The sequence below is a fragment of the Castellaniella hirudinis genome, from assembly GCF_042651965.1.
In the GTDB taxonomy this organism is placed as follows: domain Bacteria; phylum Pseudomonadota; class Gammaproteobacteria; order Burkholderiales; family Burkholderiaceae_B; genus Castellaniella; species Castellaniella hirudinis.
In genome coordinates this window covers 1-17158 of sequence record NZ_JBHSDY010000012.1, presented here as the reverse complement: position 1 = coordinate 17158, position 17158 = coordinate 1, and the positions used below count along the sequence as shown (strand labels likewise).

Genomic DNA, 17158 nt, shown 5'->3' with positions numbered 1-17158 from the left:
AACCGGGACAGGCAAAGCCCGCCCCGGCACCGCGTCGCGCGATCAGTCAGCGCACTGGCGCAGTTCGATCTTGTTGTCGGCGGCGTATTTCTCGGCAAACTGCTTGATCAGCGGATCGATGATCTCGCGGTTGCCCTGGTACCAGTCGCCGTTGATCTTCCACTCCTTGCCATCCCACACCGACATCCGCGCGGCGTAGGAGCCCATGTGCTGCGAGCAGGTGGTCTTCATCGGCAGCACGATGCCGGTGAAGCCGAGTGCTTCAATCCGCTCGGGCGTCAGCTCAAAATGGTCCAGCGCCCACTGCGCCTGCTCGCCCGTGACGGGCTTGCCCTTGCCGAATTTCTCCTGGGCAATGCGGACCGTCTCGGCCGTGAGCATGCCGGTGATCAGGCCGCGCACATAGAGCACGTCGCCCACGGTCTTGGGGTCTTCCGCCGTGCCCAGGCCCTTGGCGTAGAGCGTGCTTTGCACGTCCTTGATGACCTTGGCGTCGCGGTTGGCGCTGGCCAGCAGGGCCGTGGCGTTATAGCCCTTGGAGGCCTCTTCGACGCCCTTGACGTCGGATTCCGAGCCGGCCCACCAGAAGGCATAGATCTTGTCGCGCGGGTAACCCACGGCCTGCGCTTCTTTCAGGGCGGTGGGATTCATCACGCCGTAGCCCACGTAGAGCACGTAGTCGGGCTTGTCGCGGCGCACCTGCAGCCAGGTGGATTTCTGGTCCAGCCCCGGTGCGGTCACGGGCAGTTTGCCCAGGGTGAAGCCGTACTTGGCGGCGTAGGCATCGAACACCGGCATGAACTCGTGGCCGAACGGCGCGTCCATGTAGACGTAATGGATCTTCTTGCCCTTGAGCTTGTCCAGGCCCCCGACCTGCTTGCCGATGGCCTGCATCATCACGTCGGCCGACACGAAGTAGTTGGGCACCATGGGGAAAATCCACTTGAAGACCCTGCCGTCGGCCGCTGCGGGCGTCCCGTAGCCGGCGATGATGAGTGAGATCTTGTCTTCGGGCGCCTTCTTGAGCAGGGCATTGGTCACGCCGGTGGAGATCGACTGCACGATCGCGGCGCCGCCATGCTGCCCCTTCATGCGTTCGTAGCACTCGATGCCCTTGGCGGTGTCGTAGGCGAATTCGCATTCCTCGATCTTGAACTTGACGCCGTTGACCCCGCCTTGGGCGTTGACGAGCTTGAGATAATCCACGGTGCCGTTGGCGACCGGGATGCCGTTGGGCGCATAGGGCCCGGTGCGGTACGAGAACACAGGCGCGTACTGCTGCGCCTCCTGGGCCTGGACGGGCGCCCCGACCATGCCCGCTGCAACCAGCAGCGTGGCCAGCAAGGTATTGATGGGTTTCATGCTTGTCTCCTTCGTAGTGTGCTACCAGGGTAAAAAACCACTGAATCCGTGCGCCTCGCTCTTAATGAGGGAAGGGCCACAGACGCAACTTCTGCTTGCCGGTGGACCACAGGCGCGCCAGCCCGTGCGGCTCCACGATGAGAAACCAGACGATGAGCACGCCGAACAGCATCAGTTCCAGGTGCGCGGCGGCCGCCGTGCCCAGCGGCAGGCCCACCAGTTCGCCCAGCGCGGGCAGGACCAGGCGGATCAGGATGGGCAGGACCACCATGAAGGCGGCGCCGATGAAATTGCCCATGATGGAGCCCAGCCCGCCGATGATGACCATGAACAGGAGTTCCAGCGACATGTTCAGGCCGAAGGCCGCGGGCTCCCAGGAGCCCAGGTAAAAGAAGCCCCAGAGGGCGCCCGCGACGCCGATGATGAAGCTGCTGACCGCAAACGCGGTGAGCTTGGCATAGACCGGGCGTATGCCGACGACGGTGGCGGCCACGTCCATGTCGCGGATGGCCATCCATTCGCGTCCGATGGCGCCGCGCACCAGGTTCTTGGCGGCCAGGGCCAGAACCGCCAGCAGCGTCAGGCAGAACAGGTATTTGGCGGGGTAACTCTCCAGCGACACACCGAAGATGCTCAGATCGGGCGCGGCCACCGAGATGGACGGGCTGTCCATGGTGAACCACTTGACGCGGTAGAACATCCAATCGGCGAAGAACTGCGCGGCCAGCGTCGTCACCGCCAGGTACAACCCCTTGACGCGCAGGCTGGGCAGGCCGAACAGCACGCCGAAAACGGCCGCAGCGATGCCGCCCAGCAGCAGCGCGCCGAGGAGCGGCATGCCGGGGATGCGCATGATGGCGTTGTAGGCGCCGTAGGCGCCCACGGCCATGAAGGCGCCCGAGCCCAGCGAGATCTGTCCGCAGTAGCCGATCAGGATGTTGGTGCCCAGCGCCGCCAGCGCGAGGATGACCACCGGGATCAGGATCGCGGAAAACAGGTAGCTGCCGGCGGTGAACGGCACCACGACGAACACCAGGACCAGCAGCATGAGCATGACGATGCGGTCTTGCCGGATGGGAAAGATCTGCTGGTCCGAGCGGTAGTTGGTCTTGAATTGGCCGTTTTCGCGGTAGAGCATGGTGTATTTCCTTCAATCCCGGGTCATACGCGATCAATGATTTTTTCGCCGAACAAGCCCTGGGGCCGGATCAGCAGCACCACCAGGGCCAGCACATAGGCGAACCAGACCTCGATCCCGCCGCCGATGAAGGGGCCCAGGTAGATTTCCGAGAGCTTTTCGCCCGCGCCCACGATCAGGCCCGCGACGATGGCGCCGGACACCGAGGTCAGCCCGCCCAGGATCACCACGGGCAGCGCGCGCAGCGCCAGGGTGGAGATGGAAAACTGCACCCCCAGCTTGCTGCCCCAGACCATGCCGGCCACGAGGGCGCTCAGGCCCGCGACGAACCAGACGATGACCCACATGCGCGCCAGAGGAACGCCCACCGACTGCGCGGCCTGGTGATCGTCGGCGACGGCGCGCAGCGCCCGGCCGGTGGACGTTTTCTGGAAGAACAGCACCAGCGCCGCCACCAGCAGCGTGGCAATCAGCGCCGCCACGAGTTCCTGCGAATCGATGAGGATGCCGCCCTCGAACAGGCCCTCCAGGACGAAGATGGGATCCTTGGGCATGCCGATGTCGATGTTGTAGACGTTGCTGCCGAACACCGACTGGCCGAAGCCTTCTAAAAAGAAGCCGATGCCGATGGTGGCCATGAGCAGCGTGGCCTCGGGCTGGCTCACCAGATGGCGCAGCACCAGGCGCTCGATCAGCCAGGCCAGGACGAACATCAGCGCGGCGGCGACGGCGAACGCCAGCACATTGGCGAGCACCTTGCTTTCCAGCCCTGTCCACTGCGGTATCCATTCGGATAGGCGCGCCATGGCCAGCGCCGCGAACAGCACCATCACACCCTGCGCGAAATTGAACACGCCGGAAGCCTTGTAGATCAGCACGAAGCCCAGCGCGACCAGCGAATACAGCACGCCGGTCATCAGGCCGCCAATCAGGGTTTCAAGAAAAAATCCCATGCCCGTCTCCGTCTCAAGCCGCTGTGCCCAGGTAGGCGCGGATGACTTCTTCGCTGTGCTGCACCTCGTCCGGCGCGCCATCGCCGATCTTCTTGCCATAGTCCAGCACCACGACGCGGTCGCTGATGTCCATCACCACGCCCATGTCGTGCTCGATGAGCACGATGGTGGTGCCGAACTCGTCGTTCACGTCCAGGATGAAGCGGCACATGTCCTGCTTCTCCTCGACGTTCATGCCGGCCATGGGCTCGTCCAGCAGCAGCATGCGCGGCCCCATGGCCAGGGCGCGGCCCAGGTCGACGCGCTTTTGCAGGCCGTAGGGCAACTGGCCCACCGGGATCTTGCGGTAGGCCTGGATTTCCAGGAAGTCGATGATGCGCTCCACCGCCGCGCGGTGCGCGATCTCCTCGCGCCCGGCCGGGCCCCAGCGCAGCGCTTGCAGCAGCAGGTTGCTTTTGATCTTGAGGTTGCGCCCGGTCATGATGTTGTCGATCACGCTCATGCCCTTGAACAACGCCAGGTTCTGGAAGGTGCGCGCCACGCCCATCTCGGCCACCTGGCGCGGGTTCATGTGGCTGAAGGTCTTGCCGCAGAAGGTGATGGTGCCTTCGCGGGGCGTGTACACGCCGTTGATGCAGTTGAGCATGGAGCTCTTGCCCGCGCCGTTGGGGCCGATGATGGCGCGGATCTCGTGCTCGCGCACGTCGAACGAGATGTCGGTCAGCGCCTGCACGCCGCCAAAGCGCAGGCTGATGTTCTTCACGTCGAGGAGGACGTCGCCGATCTTCTTGCTGGTCATGCCGGTAGGCCCTGCGTCAGGCGGCCGCGCGTACCGCGGCCGGGAATGTCTTGGCGTCGACGATGACGAGCGTGGCGCTCACCACGCCGGTGCGCCCGTCCTCGAACTTCACCTGCGTCTCGATGAACTGTTCGGTCTTGCCGCCATACAGCGCGTCGATCAGCACGCCGTACTTGTCGGCAATGAAGCCGCGGCGCACCTTGCGCGTGCGCGTGAGTTCGTCGTCATCGGGGTCGAACTCCTTGTGCAGCACCAGGAAGCGCGCGATCTGCGTGCTCTCCATGCCTTCCTCGGCGGCCAGGTCGGCGTTGACCTTGGCCACGCACTCGCTCATCAGCGCCAGCACCTGGGGCTTGGCCGCCAGGTCCACGTAGCCGCCATAGGGGATGCCCTGGCGCTCGGCCCAGTTGCCCACGGCTTCGTAGTCGATGTTCAGGAAGGCGCAGACCTGATCGCGCTGATCGCCAAAGCACACCGCCTCCTTGATGTAGGCGAAGAACTTGAGCTTGTTCTCGATGTAGTTGGGCGCGAACATCGCGCCCCCGTTGGTGCGGCCCACGTCCTTGGCGCGGTCGATGATGCGCAAGTTGCCCTGGCTGTCGATCAGGCCGGCATCGCCGGTGTGGAAGAACCCCTGCGCGTCGATCACCTCGGCGGTGGCGTCCGGTCGCTTGTAGTATTCCTTGAAGATCGAGATGCCGCGCACCAGCACCTCGCCGTTGTCGGCGATCTTCAGCTCGATCCCGGGCGCGGGCTTGCCCACGCTTTCGATCTGCACCTCGCCGTCGCGCTGCAGGCAGACGTAGGCGCAGGTCTCGGTCTGGCCGTACAGTTGCTTGAGGTTGACGCCGATCGAACGGAAGAACCGGAACAGGTCCGGCCCGATGGCCGCGCCTGCGGTGTAGGCAATGCGGATGCGCGACAGCCCCATCACGTTCTTGAGCGGCCCGTAGATGGCCAGGTCCGCCAGGCGGTACTTGAGGCGGTCCCAGGCGCCGACCGGCTTGCCGTCCAGGATGTCCAGGCCGACACGGTGCGCGAGCCGCATGCAGCGCTCGAACAGCCACCGCTTGGGCGCGGCCGCGTCCTCCATGCGGATGGACACCGAGGTCAGCAGCCCCTCGAAGATGCGCGGCGGGGCGAAGTAATACGTCGGTCCGATCTCGCGCAGGTCGATGGCCACCGTGCCGGCCGACTCGGGGCAGTTGATCGTGAAGCCCGCCACCAGCCACTGCGCGAAGGAGAACAGGTGGTCGCCCACCCAGGCCGGGGGCAGGTAGCAGACCACGTCCTCGTGTTCGGTCAGGCGGTCCACCTGCACGCCGCCGCGCGCCGACTCGACGAGGGTCTGGTGCGTCAGACACACGCCCTTGGGCTTGCCGGTGGTGCCCGAGGTGTAGAGGATGACTGTGACGTCCTCGGGCGAGAGCTGCTCCAGCATCTGCTCCCAGGCGCCCGGATGGTCGCGGTCCCAGACACGGCCGCGCTCGACCAACTGCTGCATGCCGACCAGCCCGGGCTGGCCGTAGTGGCGCAGTCCGCGCGGGTCGTCGTAAATGATAGTGTCCAGGCCCGCGATGGACTCGCGCACTTCCAGCAGCTTGTCGACCTGCTCCTGGTTCTCGGCCAGCGCGAAGGCGATCTGCGCGTCCTCGATGACGAAGGACATCTCGCCGGCCACCGCGTCCTGGTACAACGGAATGGACACACCGCCCGCGCACTGCGCGGCCAGAAAGCCCATGTAGCCGTACGGCCGGTTGTCGCTGATGAGCGCCAGGTTCTGCCCGCGCGTGAATCCGAGCGCCCGCAGGCCGCAGGCCATGGCGCGCACCTCGTCCGCCACGGCCTGCCAACTCCAGGTCTGCCAGATGCCGTATTCCTTCTCGCGCAGCGCCGACGCGCCCGGCCGCTGGGCGGCGTGATGCAGCAGCAAATGGGGGAACGTCGTCTTCATTCCTCGTCCTATCGCTTCTTGGGAATCCGTGGCGACCCGGGCCGGCAAGGGCCTGGTCGGACCGTAGGCTTCTATCCTAGAAACACCTTGGACGCGAGGGTTGTCTTTACGACGACAATTTACGGGTAAATCCCCAAGGATGTAACCCTGATTGCGGGCGGAAGGTCCGCGGGGCGGACAGCTCCGGCCAGACGCAAGACCCGGAATGTCCTCATGCGAGCGCCCATATACGCCACACCCTCGTCAATCCAGCCTTGCTCGACGCGGCGCTGCTGCTCGCGCATCTTGGCATCGAAGGCCATACCGGAATAGATAGGCTGGCTTTGGCTTGGCCATAGCAGTACATTGAGCAAAAATACAGTCGAAACAAATTGTGTACTTTCTGGCTCTCATAAAGGTGCCCCCACATGAAGCCACATCGCGTGATTGTGACGATACATGGCATTCGAACCTATGGACAATGGCAGCATCGACTGGCCACTCAGCTGAAAGGGAAAAGCCCAGCCATTGAGATAGAAACCTATGGCTATGGATATTTCTCGGTGCTAGCCTTTTTGTTTCCACCGCTTCGATGGCTTGCAACACTGCAGTTCAGAAGAGAGCTCATCCGCATATTGGCAAAATATCCCCTTGCACAAATCGATCTGGTTGCGCACAGCTTTGGAACTCATCTTGTCGGCTTCAGTATCCGCAAGCTTGATCCAATATATCGCAAGCGCATTCATACTGTACTTCTTGCAGGAAGTGTTCTTCGGTCAGACTTCCCCTGGGCACAACTCATCGATTCCGAGTACGTACAGCGTGTCGTTAATGACTGTGGGGTTGACGACAAAACTCTGATCCTGAGTCAGTTTTTCGTATTATTTACAGGCATGGCCGGACGTGTTGGCTTCATAGGAACCACAAACCACTGCCTGATCAATCGATATTTTCGAGGTGGACACAGCCATTACTTTGAGCAGCATAGAGAAGTGCAATTTATGGAAATGTATTGGATATCAATTCTGTCATCCCATAATCATGAAATTTTACCTATCGATGAACGAGAGGCACTGGGCCCGACACAGGGACTGCTGCTGGCTGCGATGCAGATGGCTGAACCCATTAAGTTACTATTTTATATAGGCATTCCCTCTTTGCTTGTATTCTTCTTTCATTTACAGCCAATAGCTGATGCACGTGCCAAAGCAGTCTATGAAAGCGAACTACGCGAAAAAGAAACCAAGCGCGCAAATGCCGAGAAAGCAAAAGCTGATGCGCTCGATGTAGCTCGCCAAGCCCTTGCCGAGAAAGCCGAGGCTGAAGCCGCATCATACCAACTGATCCAACAGATTGCTGCGCAGCAGAGAAAAACTGCTTTGAAAGCCTGGAACCGACAAGCTCGATTAATTGCCGCACTCCCTGCCGATGCGAGGCTTGCAGCTTTCAGCGAGAGTTTGCCATTGCTCGACAGTACCATCGTCTTCGATTATGACCACTCCAGCCTGACCCAGAATTCAAAGGAAGCCCTCAATCAATTTATTGCAGGCTACAATGAAGCCAACATCCCAAATGGCCGCATCATATTATCCGGCCATACAGGAAAATTCTGTCATAACAATAAAAACGAATTACTACCGGATTCTAGTCCCATTTCGAAATGCGCCAACGACTTAAGCGAGGCCTATGCCCAGAAGCTATCCGAAAGGCTGACCGGGGCGACGAAAGCTTATTTAGTCAGCAAGGGAGTGCCACCAAATCGAATCTATATAAAAGGTTACGGCCTGAGCGAAGCAGAGCTACCCTATCCTACCAGCGGATATGCCAAATCCTGGAATTTGATCGCCAATCAGAACAATCAAGTCATCATCCGTTTAATGCAATAAGCACATCGTTTCTGGGTCGAATAAGGTGGGCCACTTGCTTGCAGCCTTTGACGGGATCGCAACCCGCCGGATACCATCGCATCCCACTCCTGCCGAGTTCGGCATCAATGGCTACTCCTTTCACTACGAACAGCACTCCGTCTACTGGCACCGGATGTCGAACAGCGATATCGGTATCGTGACGATCCTGCACATGCGGATGCATCAGGTCGTCCTGTTCGGGGAAGATAACAAATCCTCGCTTACTAGTGATGCTAATCGAGATAGTGGTACCACGTTGTGAGAGGCTCAAAAAATGTCACCGCCATCAATACCGCCAAGGCCACACAGAAAAAAGGAATGAGCTCTTTTAACATCGGCAACAAGTTCGCCGAATTTATCTTCTGCGCCACATAAATATTGACTGCCAGCGGCGGAGTAATCAACCCGATCTCGATATTCATGACCAACAAAACCCCAAAATGCACCGGATCAATGCCATAAGCATGCGCTGCCGGAGCCAACAAGGGCCCCATCAACATGGTTGCCGCATTGGTTTCCATAAACATCCCAATCAGCAGCAATACCGCATTTACGAGCAGCAGAAAAATCAACGGATTATCTGTCAATGCCACCGTGCTGGCCGAGATGGCCTGCGGCCATTGCTCCAACACAAGCGCCCGGTTCAAAATGCTCGTAAAAGCAATGATGGTCAAAATGGCAGCTCCCACCACCACGGCGCCATGCAACCCCTGGATGCTCTGCTTGAGCGGCATTTTCACTCTTATGAAAATAATCAAGAGTGCGTACAAGGCGGCAATCCCCGCTGCTTCTGTGGGCGTCGCTATCCCACCGTAAATACTGCCCAACACCAAGATCGGAAGTGCCAAGGCAGGAAGATCCCGTACGATCTTCCATTTTTTGATATCCTTGGTCGAAGACTTTTGTTCCGAGGATTCCATCGCTCGGTTTGTTGATTCCGCGTCTACACCTGCTGCCAGCAGACCCTTTGATCGCCACATGTGCACGCACGCAAAACCAATCATGCACAACAGCCCTGGCAGCATCGATGCCAGAAAAAGCTTCTTGATAGAAACCTCTACAATCGATCCGTACAGAATCAGGGGGATAGACGGCGGAATGAACACCCCTAGCAAGCCGGTTGCAGCATTGAGGGCAGCAGCATACGGTGCGGGATAGTTCCGCTTTCGCATTTCAGCTCCTAGCGTTCCCCCCATAGCGGCAACCGTCGCAACAGATGATCCCGTAATAGCCCCCATCAAGCCACTCGCCAAGATCAGCACATACCCTAATTTCGCCTTCAACTTATACAGTGTGAAGCTGGCTAGCTCAACAATGCTGCGCGTCAATCCACTTCGATTCATCAACTCGCCAACCAGGATGAATAACGGAATGGCAATCAAGGGGGATAAAATGATGACATCAAACGGCAGCTCACCCAACGTATAAGCTGCCAAATCCCAATGAGCATTGCCTAGAATCACAACCAAGGCAAAGGCCAGGCCGATCGGCATTCCGACCAGTAGTAATGCTAACGCGGTGATCAACGATCCCATGTGACTGCTCCCTTTGATGTTGACGCCCTGTCACTCCTGGATGACAGGCACACCATTCCGCAACGCGTCTCTTTCTTGATTTTCACTTCGATCGACGCGCCGCTACCAAACCACATCCGAATTTATTCAGGCCGCCTGACAAGCAATGCCAGGCTATGCACCACAACCCCGACCATACCCACAAAATAGAATATGGCGGGAATATAAATCAGAATCCCGAGATCCAGCCATCTCTCTTGTGAATTCCACATGGCACGCAACAACAAGGAACTGTAATATATATACAGAACACCAAAAACAAGCGTGCATACCGTGGCGATCTTGCGCAAGAAACCGATGATCCTTTTATCCTTTATCAAAAGATGGAGATCTATCACGATATGCTCGCCCAGATGGACCAGCAATGAACAGCCGACGAACGTCAAAGGAACCAGCGCCGCCAAGGCCAGTTCCGTGGCATCGGGAAGGAACAGGCCCAGATTCCGCACGATGACGCTGTAGGAAACGGCCCCCAGCATGACAATGAGGCTTATGATGCAAACAGTCTTCTCACACAATGCCAACCAGGTACTAACGCAGTTAGTCATATGGCGCATTTCGATCCTCCATCCAATCCATCCGTGCGGGTTTTCCAATTCCGCACAAAATGAACCATCATCAATTTTCTATGAATTTTAGAATTTCATCACACACGAAATCCGGGGCTTCTTCGGGCAACCAATGCCCCACGTCCGGGACGCTGCCCCCGATGACATCTCTGGCGACCCGCTTCAAGGACTCAACGGCACTGTCTCCTCGTCCGTATGCATGAGCACCACCAAGCGCTAATGTAGGAGTAGCAATCGGCCCCCGCTGTTTCAAGTACGACTGTACCCACTGGGTGTCTTCTGGAATGCTCCGATAGTACGCAAGGCCAGTCCTCAACGTACCTGCCATCCGATATGTCCGCAGATACTCTTGCTTATCGGATTCAGCAATGGCACCGGCCTTATATCCGTAATTGTCCCAAAACCAACCATAATATTCCGCTTCCCGTCCTTGTATCAGAATCTCAGGAAGATCATTTATTTGGTGAAGCGCATGATGCCATCTGCGGCCGCGCTGAGAATAATCATCACGGCCATCCCCAGGTATCGTGATGTCCAGCGTGACCAAATGCGTGACCAGCTCTGGATAAGAAGCGGCCAGACAAAAAGCCACCACGCCGCCCCAGTCATGGCCGACGACGACACAGCTTTCCACCTTTAAATATGACAATAGCCGTCGAATCCAGGCAGCAATATCGGCCTTTGCATACGTCCCCAGCGCGCGATTCGAATCACCCAGCCCAGGCAAATCCGGCGCGATCACACGATGAGCCCGACTCAATACCGGGATGACATGACGCCAGGCGTGCAGGCTTTCCGGCCAGCCATGGAGAAGAAGGATCGTTTGGCCTTGGCCTCGATCTATGTACGCAATGTGCTGCTCGCCGTCGACTTGCCAATATTTACGCTCAGATGCATATAAATCCATTTTCTTTCTCCAGCACTGTCGTGCACGGGGCACCGACACATCCCTATTTTCTCTAAGAAAAACCGCTCCCCGGCAAGAGCCGGGGGTTCGTCATATCAATCGGACAGGCCTCGCAGACCTCACGCTTATTTTGTGTTCTCCGCGCTCGCTGCTTCGACCTCTTTGAGAAGCGCTGCGATGCGCTCTTTCCCGTAGACATCCGCTCGTTGCTCCCACACTTTCTGGCCAGCGGCCTTGAACGGCTTCATCTCGTCATCCGTCAGCGTGACGATGGAAATCCCGGCTTCCTCCAGCTTTGTGATGTAGGTGCTGGTCATCTGGCGGCTGGCCTGGATCTGTCCCTTGGAGACCTCTTCGGCTATCGCCTGAAACAGCGCTCGATCAGCGGGAGACAGTTCATTCCAGAACTGCCCGCCAGCGACAATGGTGGCGATGTCATAGACGTGGTTGAGACTCGTAAAATACTTCTGGGCCTCAAACAGCCTCGACGGGTAAAACAGATTGATGCCGCCCTCCTGGCCATCAACCGTTCCTTGCTGCAAGGCATTGAACAAATCGGGATATGGAATGACTGTATTCTGCACTTTCAAGGCATTAAAGAATGCGCGTATATTGGCCAACCCGGGTACTCTTATCTTGATCCCACGCATATCCTCCTGGGTATGCACCGGACGCTTTGAGTTGGAAAACCCCCTAAATCCGATTTCCAATGGCGCCAAGCTGATGATATTGTGCTTTCCCAATGCCTCGCGCAGGGTAGATTGAATAACCCCATCCGAGCGAAGAATCAGCGCATCGGCAGTCTGATATGTGGGGGCAATATAGGGCAAAGCATAGAAATCCAACAGGGCATCCACACCAGACAGCGACCCTTGGCTCAGGAAGCTCAAATCCAACGTATTATTAGCCAGCGCTCTACCGAGCGCTTCGTCACCACCAAGCTGACCGTTAGGGAAGAGGGTCACGGTAAACCTTTTATTGCTGCGCTCCTCGACCAACTGGGCAAAGCGCTGGGCGGCCTCGTGTTGGGTACTCGTCGTAGAGAAGACATACGCCAAGCGCAAATTATGTGGTTCCGCGTGAGCAGCGAATGAGGGCGCCACCGTCATGAACAGCGCCAGGCACTTTATCAGAAAATTTTTCATCGAAATGAAACTCCAAATTGAGACGATAAATAGAAACGAGGAACGATCTATCGAAGATCTAACCCGGGAAAATCGATAAAATCCTCCAATTTCAATGATTGAATAGCTGAAATCAGGCCTGTCGCCCGACTTCATCCCATACTCGATGGCGCCTTGCGATCGCCGAACATCAGTCCCGCTGCACGAAAACCTCCGTCGACATTGAGCGTGTGGCCCTGTACGTAGCGGGCCTCGTCCGAGCAAAGGAATACGGCAGCATCACCAATTTCTTCCGGCGTGCCATAGCGAACCATCGGAACCAGGTAGTTGTAGGCAGCCCGCGTGGCGGCATCGTGCGCCGTAGCAGCCATTTCGGTTTCAATGGCGCCGGGCGCGATGTTGTTCACATTGATTCCGTGCGGCGACAGTTCTACCGCCATCACCTTGGTCAACAGTTCAAGACCAGCCTTGGCCGCACCGTAGGCACCGCGGCCGTTACCGCCCCGCTGCCCCGAAAGCGATGCGATATTGATGATTTTCCCCCCATGGCCTTGCTCCACCATGCGCTTGGCACAGGCCTGCGCCACGATGAAAGCACCGGTGAGGTTGATGGCGATCGTACGGTTCCAGGTCTCCAACGTAATGTCCAGGAACGCGGTGTTACCGCCGATACCGGCGTTGTTGATGAGAATATCGAGCCGACCAAGCTGGGAGGTGACCTCCTCCAGGAGCGTTTCAACTGAATGAGCATCGGCCACATCGACCATGAAGCCTTGGGCCTGGATACCTATCTCGCGAAGCTTCACCGCTGCAGCATCGGCGCCTTGGGCGTTGATGTCCGCGATAGCGATATGGGCGCCTTGGCGCCCGAGCGCCGTAGCGATGGCAAAACCGATTCCACGCGCTCCTCCGGTGATAAGTGCGATCTTTCCTTGCAGTCTCATGGCATGTCCTGTCACAGTGGTAAGTGATGTCAGTGCTGATCCCTGACAGTTACAAAAAAATCGACATGGCCGGTCTGCCCCCCCTTGAGGGCGATCTCCAAACCATCAATGGCGGGGTCGAGCGAATGGGCGCGGCATAGCGGTACCCCTGGCGATATCGGTGCGATGGCAGTCAGCGCGTCAATTCCGAGCCGGGTGGTTGCGTGGCCCGAAGTATCGCCCCCGGAAATCACGACACGCCGCAGGCCGCACTGGCGCACCAGTGCATCGAGGACATCACCCAACGCAGCACCGAGCCGATCATTGGCGGTAGTGATTTCCACGTTGCTGGCCCTGACAGCCTCGCGGAACGCCACGACACGGGGGTCGTCAGGACCAGTGGCCGTGAAAATCAGCGGGTTGCGGCCTCGTTCGAGTGCTTGGCGCCCCAGATCGATGACGCGCTGTACCTCTACCGCAAGCAGGTCTGTGTCGATCGCCAGTTGCGCCTCCAGCACGATCGGTTCGAAACCTTGCGCGCGCGCGTGACGGATCTGTGCCGCCGTAATCGGAGACACAGATCCTGATACGGCCGCAACACGCTCAACCCGTGCGCATTGCGCACCGACACCCGTGGAGGGGACCAGCCCGGAGGCGCGCCAATATGCGATCAACGCCTGCTCGACACCTTGAGAACCCAGCACGAACTGCTGCGCAGCGCCACGTTCCCAGATCAGGCGCCCAGCCTCGCGCAGTGTCTCTAAATCCAGCAGGTCCAACGACACGATGGCCATACCGCGCTCGAGTTCCCGTGCCAGCAGCGCATCGGCTTGACCACGCTTCATGGTGACGAAATCCACGAGCCCCACAGGCAGGCGAGTCTGTGCAGCCAAGTGCCGGCCCAGGTCAGCTTCATGCATGGGGGTGACGGGGTGAGCCGACATGGTGGGATGGCGGTCCAGTCGGTAGCCGACGCCGTCGGCATGCGCGAACAGATTGCCAAATGCCTGAAAGCGGCCCATACCCAGGTCTGAAACGACGAGTGGCGTCCAGCCTCGAAAACGCCGTTGACCGATCTCAGCCGCACGACCGATGCTGCCCACATGGGGTGCGGAGTCGAAGGTTGAGCAAACCTTGTAGTGAACGATGGGCGCCCCAGTGCTTGCCAGTTGCTCGAAGGCTGCTGGCAGGTGTTTATCCATCCATTCAGGTGACCGTGACCGCGCCACGCTTGCAATACCAATCCCACGGTAATGAGAGAAGTGAGCCAAGCGCTCGGGCGTGGGCGGGGAAAGGAATAAGATCGTTTCGAAACCCGCGAAGGCTAGCGCCTCCATGGCCGCCGACGATCCGGTGAAGTCGTCGCCGTAGAACGCAACCAAAGGCCCCTCTGGAAGCACGCGGCCCGAATTCATACGGCTGCCCTCATGGCCATGGACAGCGCAGGATGCGTACGCGCATAGTCCGCCTGCGGGACACCCTGCAGCGCTGCATCCCAAGCTTCACGCAGCGCCCTCACGCCAGCCTCGGGCCCGCCCGGGTGGGCAAGGATGCCGCCGCCGGCCGTCACGATCAGGTCCGTGGTGTTGACGGCGGCATAGGTGCCCGGCATCTGTGTCACCCCCTGGCCCGAAGAAAATACGGGCATCACAGTACAGGTCTTCGACGCGAACATGGGTTCAAAGCACGAGCGGGCCGACTCGATCACGCTGTCGTCGGGCTCCGAGAACTTGTTGGCCAGGCCGTTGACGTGCATGTGATCCGCCCCGGCCAGGCGCCAGATCTTGCTCCAGGCAGTAAACGACCAACCCAGCAGCGGATGACGCGACAGATAGCCCCAGCCGTTGCGATGCGCGTGGATGGGCAACTGCGAGAACTTCGCCAGCTCAATCATGCCCGCCAGGCCCACGGAGTTGATGCTGGCCATCAGGCAGGTCGCACCATGCCTGAGTAGAACCTCGTGGCGTCGCTTCATCTCCTCGACGTCGCCCGTGAGATTGAAGGCATACATAGTCTTCTTGCCGGTGCGATCAGCGCAGGCATTCACCTCGCGCATCACCGCGGCCACACGGTCATTGAATGGACAGTTGGGTCCATCGGCCTGCAGCTCGTCATCCTTGATGAAGTCGATGCCGGCGGCGCATAGCTTGGCCACTAGCGCCGCCGTGTCTTGAGCGGAAAAACCGACACTGGGCTTGATGATGGTACCGATCAGGGGCCGCCCTTGCACGCCAGCCAGATGCCGTGTGCCTGCAGCCCCAAACCTCGGCCCTGAATACGCCGCAGCGAACGGCTCAGGCAAACGGATGTCCAGCAGGCGCAAACCGCTGACCTGGCGAAGCTCGAAGAGGTTGCCAGCCACTGTCGCCATCAGGTTGGGCAACGAAGGCCCCAGTGTGGCCAGCGGCCATGAGAGCGTGAACTTGGCACGCGTGAGGTGCTCCTGATCCGGGGTCGGGTGCGCTGTGGGCAGCGCACGCCGGCCGACGAAGCGGTCGATGACCTCGAACTTCACCACCCGCGCCGCTGCGCGCTCGAGCAGCTTGGGTGTCTCTCCCGGTACACGGACAAATGTGCCGTTGGATTGTTCGCCGGCAATGGTGGCTACCGTACGCTCGGGATCATCCGGTGTTTCAACGAGGTAGTCCGCCTCTATACGGTGCTGTGACATGGCGCTCTCAAGAATAGACTGCACGATTCGACGACGATGAACAACCTATGAGCCAGCATGATGAAGCCTGTCCGTCGGCTGAAATGGACTCATAGCAAAAGAACTCTGGATCCGCACTAGGCAGCCAACGAGTTATCAATAGCTAAAGCAGTTTTTGGTGAAAGTACGAATTTTTAGATGAAGATGTTTGTAAATTGATTCCATCCTAACTACACTCTCCCAGGCTGTCATTTGATTTTTCTTCGCTTACCTGTGAGTTTTACTGATGGCCTCAGAGATCCGTACCGATGATCCCAAGCAGCATCTGCACTTGACCTCTCTGCGTGCTTTTGAGGCGTCAGCTCGTCTTGGCTCCATGACAGCCGCAGCCAAAGAGTTATGTGTCACACATGGCGCAGTCAGTCGGCACATCCGCCTGCTGGAAGAACAATTCGGTGTGCCGCTGCTGGTGCGCTTACCTCGCTCCGTGACCCCGACACCAGAGGGTGGGGGTCTCGCCAAGCAACTGACGGAGGCGTTCCGCCTGATGCGAGAGGCGGTGGCGCAGTTGGCGCCTGGGCCGCTCACCCTGTCGTGTTCGGCGACCATCATGATGAAATGGCTCATCCCGCGCTTGAGCGAGTTCAAACGCGCCAATCCCAGCGTGGAGATCCAGCTCGATATGAACCATGGTGAAGTCAACTTCATCCGGGACCAGATCAGTCTGGCGATCCGCACCAGCATGAACCAGCCGCCGCGAGACGCAATCATCGAGCCGCTATTGCACGAGCAGATCGGCCCTGTGTGTCATCCGGAATATCTCGCGCGCATGGGCATTTCATCCATTGCATCGCTCGCGCGTGCACGCATTCTGGAAACCGCGACACGGCCCTACGCCTGGAAAGAGTGGGCGGCGTCGATGCACTGCGAAGAGATCGATTTGACCTCGACCGAACGCTACGAGCACTTTTATCTGGCGATCGAGGCAGCCATATCCCGATTAGGTATTGCCCTCGTGCCTCATTACCTGGTGAAAGATGAACTCGAATCGGGACGACTCGTGGCACCGTTCGGCTTTATCGTGAGCCCCTATACGCTTAATCTGTGGATCGCACCGCACGAGCGCATGCGCACGGATGTGCGCAAGCTGGCCCACTGGATCCGCGAGCGCATGGAGTGAAGGCCGCAATTCGTACGAAAAAACATCGTCAACTTGTCCTGCCCATTCCCTGCCCACATCCCAATCACTCTGAATCGACCCGGATTTTCTAGACAGTCCCGGTTTTCAAAAAATGGCGTCTCTCAAATTCTACCGGGGA

14 protein-coding genes are annotated in these 17158 nt (G+C 58.7%); 2 read left to right on the top strand and 12 right to left on the bottom strand.

Annotated elements, in window-relative coordinates; genetic code table 11:
• Positions 1 to 42: 42 nt before the first annotated feature.
• The 5 genes from ACFO0J_RS17585 to ACFO0J_RS17565 form a co-directional block, all read right to left on the bottom strand.
• Positions 43 to 1362: an ABC transporter substrate-binding protein gene (locus ACFO0J_RS17585; RefSeq protein ID WP_376814396.1), complete on the bottom strand. Its 1320-nt coding sequence runs from the start codon at positions 1360 to 1362 to the stop codon at positions 43 to 45.
• A 61-nt stretch (positions 1363 to 1423) separates the two neighbouring features.
• Positions 1424 to 2500, bottom strand: a complete 1077-nt coding sequence (locus ACFO0J_RS17580; protein ID WP_376814395.1) for a branched-chain amino acid ABC transporter permease — start codon at positions 2498 to 2500, stop codon at positions 1424 to 1426.
• Positions 2501 to 2523: 23 nt separating this feature from the next.
• Positions 2524 to 3453 (bottom strand): branched-chain amino acid ABC transporter permease, encoded by a 930-nt coding sequence (locus ACFO0J_RS17575; RefSeq protein WP_376814394.1) that lies wholly within the window; start codon positions 3451 to 3453, stop codon positions 2524 to 2526.
• A 13-nt stretch (positions 3454 to 3466) separates the two neighbouring features.
• A complete protein-coding gene (locus ACFO0J_RS17570) occupies positions 3467 to 4252 on the bottom strand; it encodes an ABC transporter ATP-binding protein (protein ID WP_376814393.1) in 786 nt (261 codons plus the stop codon).
• A 16-nt stretch (positions 4253 to 4268) separates the two neighbouring features.
• Entirely contained in the window at positions 4269 to 6206 is a 1938-nt protein-coding gene (locus tag ACFO0J_RS17565; protein ID WP_376814392.1) for an AMP-dependent synthetase/ligase, read from the bottom strand.
• Between the two features lie 407 nt (positions 6207 to 6613).
• On the opposite strand from ACFO0J_RS17565, the gene ACFO0J_RS17560 reads away from it, so the two are divergent.
• Entirely contained in the window at positions 6614 to 8071 is a 1458-nt protein-coding gene (locus ACFO0J_RS17560; RefSeq protein WP_376814391.1) for an OmpA family protein, read from the top strand.
• A 254-nt stretch (positions 8072 to 8325) separates the two neighbouring features.
• On the opposite strand, the gene ACFO0J_RS17555 is transcribed toward ACFO0J_RS17560, so the two are convergent.
• From ACFO0J_RS17555 to ACFO0J_RS17525, 7 genes are all read right to left on the bottom strand, one after another.
• Positions 8326 to 9627 (bottom strand): TRAP transporter large permease, encoded by a 1302-nt coding sequence (locus ACFO0J_RS17555; RefSeq protein WP_376814390.1) that lies wholly within the window; start codon positions 9625 to 9627, stop codon positions 8326 to 8328.
• Positions 9628 to 9749: 122 nt separating this feature from the next.
• Positions 9750 to 10223, bottom strand: a complete 474-nt coding sequence (locus tag ACFO0J_RS17550) for a TRAP transporter small permease (protein WP_376814389.1) — start codon at positions 10221 to 10223, stop codon at positions 9750 to 9752.
• Positions 10224 to 10284: 61 nt separating this feature from the next.
• On the bottom strand, positions 10285 to 11142 hold the full coding sequence (locus tag ACFO0J_RS17545) for an alpha/beta fold hydrolase (RefSeq protein ID WP_376814388.1): 858 nt from the start codon (positions 11140 to 11142) through the stop codon (positions 10285 to 10287).
• Between the two features lie 125 nt (positions 11143 to 11267).
• On the bottom strand, positions 11268 to 12422 hold the full coding sequence (locus tag ACFO0J_RS17540) for a TRAP transporter substrate-binding protein (RefSeq protein WP_376814387.1): 1155 nt from the start codon (positions 12420 to 12422) through the stop codon (positions 11268 to 11270).
• Entirely contained in the window at positions 12419 to 13210 is a 792-nt protein-coding gene (locus ACFO0J_RS17535; RefSeq protein WP_376814386.1) for an SDR family NAD(P)-dependent oxidoreductase, read from the bottom strand. Before ACFO0J_RS17535 ends, ACFO0J_RS17540 begins: the two co-directional genes overlap by 4 nt.
• Positions 13211 to 13239: 29 nt before the next feature.
• Positions 13240 to 14604 (bottom strand): four-carbon acid sugar kinase family protein, encoded by a 1365-nt coding sequence (locus tag ACFO0J_RS17530; RefSeq protein ID WP_376814385.1) that lies wholly within the window; start codon positions 14602 to 14604, stop codon positions 13240 to 13242.
• Positions 14601 to 15860 carry a ribulose-bisphosphate carboxylase large subunit family protein gene (locus tag ACFO0J_RS17525; RefSeq protein ID WP_376814384.1) on the bottom strand — a complete coding sequence of 420 codons (1260 nt, stop codon included), beginning with the start codon at positions 15858 to 15860 and terminating at the stop codon, positions 14601 to 14603. The genes ACFO0J_RS17530 and ACFO0J_RS17525 overlap by 4 nt, the downstream gene beginning before the upstream one ends.
• A gap of 265 nt (positions 15861 to 16125) precedes the next feature.
• On the opposite strand from ACFO0J_RS17525, the gene ACFO0J_RS17520 reads away from it, so the two are divergent.
• Complete coding sequence (locus tag ACFO0J_RS17520) at positions 16126 to 17019, top strand: LysR substrate-binding domain-containing protein (protein WP_376814383.1); 894 nt, start codon at positions 16126 to 16128, stop codon at positions 17017 to 17019.
• The last annotated feature ends 139 nt before the right edge of the window (positions 17020 to 17158 follow it).

What these genes read in the sequence shown, in the direction of transcription:
- ACFO0J_RS17540 (WP_376814387.1), bottom strand. Translation starts at nt 12,422, where the DNA reads ATGAAGTCGGGCGACAGGCCTGATTTCAGCTATTCAATCATTGAAATT.
- ACFO0J_RS17535 (WP_376814386.1), bottom strand. Translation starts at nt 13,210, where the DNA reads ATGAGACTGCAAGGAAAGATCGCACTTATCACCGGAGGAGCGCGTGGA.
- ACFO0J_RS17550 (WP_376814389.1), bottom strand. Translation starts at nt 10,223, where the DNA reads ATGCGCCATATGACTAACTGCGTTAGTACCTGGTTGGCATTGTGTGAG.
- ACFO0J_RS17575 (WP_376814394.1), bottom strand. Translation starts at nt 3,453, where the DNA reads ATGGGATTTTTTCTTGAAACCCTGATTGGCGGCCTGATGACCGGCGTG.
- ACFO0J_RS17565 (WP_376814392.1), bottom strand. Translation starts at nt 6,206, where the DNA reads ATGAAGACGACGTTCCCCCATTTGCTGCTGCATCACGCCGCCCAGCGG.
- ACFO0J_RS17545 (WP_376814388.1), bottom strand. Translation starts at nt 11,142, where the DNA reads ATGGATTTATATGCATCTGAGCGTAAATATTGGCAAGTCGACGGCGAG.
- ACFO0J_RS17580 (WP_376814395.1), bottom strand. Translation starts at nt 2,500, where the DNA reads ATGCTCTACCGCGAAAACGGCCAATTCAAGACCAACTACCGCTCGGAC.
- ACFO0J_RS17560 (WP_376814391.1), top strand. Translation starts at nt 6,614, where the DNA reads ATGAAGCCACATCGCGTGATTGTGACGATACATGGCATTCGAACCTAT.
- ACFO0J_RS17555 (WP_376814390.1), bottom strand. Translation starts at nt 9,627, where the DNA reads ATGGGATCGTTGATCACCGCGTTAGCATTACTACTGGTCGGAATGCCG.
- ACFO0J_RS17530 (WP_376814385.1), bottom strand. Translation starts at nt 14,604, where the DNA reads ATGAATTCGGGCCGCGTGCTTCCAGAGGGGCCTTTGGTTGCGTTCTAC.
- ACFO0J_RS17585 (WP_376814396.1), bottom strand. Translation starts at nt 1,362, where the DNA reads ATGAAACCCATCAATACCTTGCTGGCCACGCTGCTGGTTGCAGCGGGC.
- ACFO0J_RS17520 (WP_376814383.1), top strand. Translation starts at nt 16,126, where the DNA reads ATGGCCTCAGAGATCCGTACCGATGATCCCAAGCAGCATCTGCACTTG.
- ACFO0J_RS17570 (WP_376814393.1), bottom strand. Translation starts at nt 4,252, where the DNA reads ATGACCAGCAAGAAGATCGGCGACGTCCTCCTCGACGTGAAGAACATC.
- ACFO0J_RS17525 (WP_376814384.1), bottom strand. Translation starts at nt 15,860, where the DNA reads ATGTCACAGCACCGTATAGAGGCGGACTACCTCGTTGAAACACCGGAT.